2 protein-coding genes and 2 pseudogenes are annotated in these 1591 nt (G+C 49.4%); 3 read left to right on the top strand and 1 reads right to left on the bottom strand.

Going from position 1 to position 1591, the window contains the following annotated elements:
• Together JZZ72_RS27610 and JZZ72_RS27605 are read left to right on the top strand one after the other, a co-directional pair.
• Window positions 1-302: hypothetical protein (locus JZZ72_RS27610; protein WP_210015489.1), on the top strand; the 302-nt coding region annotated here is incomplete at its 5' end.
• A 358-nt stretch (window positions 303-660) separates the two neighbouring features.
• On the top strand, window positions 661-978 hold the full coding sequence (locus JZZ72_RS27605; RefSeq protein WP_058541370.1) for a hypothetical protein: 318 nt from the start codon (window positions 661-663) through the stop codon (window positions 976-978).
• Window positions 979-1009: 31 nt separating this feature from the next.
• Here the strand turns inward: JZZ72_RS27605 and JZZ72_RS28435 are convergent.
• Window positions 1010-1081: pseudogene (locus tag JZZ72_RS28435) on the bottom strand (SymE family type I addiction module toxin); the annotation flags it as partial.
• Between the two features lie 275 nt (window positions 1082-1356).
• Between JZZ72_RS28435 and JZZ72_RS28430 the strand changes: the two are divergent.
• Window positions 1357-1591 (top strand): annotated as a pseudogene (locus JZZ72_RS28430) (DUF637 domain-containing protein); the annotation flags it as partial.

Below are 1591 nucleotides of genomic sequence, written 5' to 3'. Positions count from 1 at the left end.
CTGCTGCGCTGCAATTGGTCAGTCAGTTTCTGAACCAGTTTGAGAGCACCAAAGATACGCTGTTTACGCCGACCGAATCGGAGAGTCATCGGCTTGGGGTGGAGGCAGAAGCGGAACTGGCGCTGGCGATTATTTCGCTGGGAAGTGCTGCTAAAGCTGTGGCTTCGAAAACGCCAGGGTGGCTTGAGAAGCTGGCGGGGATGTTGCAAAGCGGGGAAAAAATGCAACAAAGGCTGCAAAAGGAACTGTGCCTAGTGGGTTTGCGAATACAAAGGAGTTTTCTAGTTTCGGCGGCAGTGTAAGAGATGGTTTATCGAAAGCTGGTTACGGAAATGTTGAGCCCATTCTTCAGGGGAGCGCGGTAACAGGTAAAAGTTACCGAACTGGACAGGCGTTTGATGTGGGGAGGACTAGTGACTTTGATATTGCACTGGCAAGTCCGGAACTTTTGCGAAAAGCAGAATCTTTGGGGATTGGGTTAAGAAGTGGCGGGGCACGAACTGGTCCACTAAGCATGAGAGACCTAAAAGCGTTAGGTTTAAATGATCTGGCTAGTCAGCTGACTAAACAAGCCGGCCGAGATGTTAACTTCATGATTTATGGTTCGACATCCTCAGCAACAAGTCGAGCTCCAAGTCTTATTTTACCTAAGTGATTAAAATGCCTGCTTATGATTTATATGGTTTCAAGGGTGCGGCTATTTTGGAGGCCAAATCAAAAATCGAGGAAAAGTTAAATTTTTCTTTTGAGGAGAGAGATAGTTCATATCAAGGAGGGATCTATTATAAGTTTGGCGACAAGGAGTCAGAAAGCTTTGTTCTGAAAGGAAATATTGACCCTTTTGATGGAGAGTCTGTTGAGCAAATGTTCTCGGACTGTCCGATTTTGCTTTATGTGGACATGACTCTGCGCTCTGAGGAGATTAAATTGTTGTTAAGTACAGACTTTTATTTGCTCAGGCATGAATTGTTTGATTAGAAATATCCCCCGGCGTTGCCGGGGGATATTTTCACTCTGCCGTAATCACCAAACACCCCTTCATCACCCGCACTTTCACGTTCTCATTCACCTCAAACCCCGCCTGCCTTAGTCACAGCCCGCGTAACCTGACCTAGGGCACGGACCGGGCGCTAGCGTAGTCATTGTCCTTGTCGCTGGCCGGGTAGAAATCGGCGTTCAGTGCATGCACCTTGATTGCACTATTTCTGAACCCTATTTGCATCTTAAGCGCTCCATGAACCCCACATTCCAAGCACTTATCTGATGCTTGATGCTGTGGTCCTGATTTCTTTCTGAAGCTCAGCACCCTCATTCCGGTTTCCAGCACCCCCGCACAACGTACTCACATGGGCGAACGCCTCAGATACGCTCATTCGGGCTGGTGCGCACTCGCTTGTTTCGAGCGCAATATCTACGGCCATCAACGGCGGCAGCTTCAGCGACAACCTGGGCAATGCTCTAGTCGGCCAGGCAGGCAGCATCGCCATGGCCACGGGCTTCAAGTTTGCCGGTGACCAGACCATTCGATTTGAGAACGGCAGCCTGCCCAAAATTGTGGTGCATGCCGTCATGGGTGGTTTGCTGGCAGAGG

The organism is Pseudomonas palmensis, assembly GCF_017848315.1.
Taxonomy (GTDB): Bacteria; Pseudomonadota; Gammaproteobacteria; order Pseudomonadales; family Pseudomonadaceae; genus Aquipseudomonas; species Aquipseudomonas palmensis.
This window is presented reverse-complemented; position numbering and strand designations above follow the sequence as displayed.

Excerpts from the sequence above, each read along its gene's own strand:
- JZZ72_RS27605 (WP_058541370.1), top strand. The coding sequence starts at position 661 with ATGCCTGCTTATGATTTATATGGTTTCAAGGGTGCGGCTATTTTGGAG.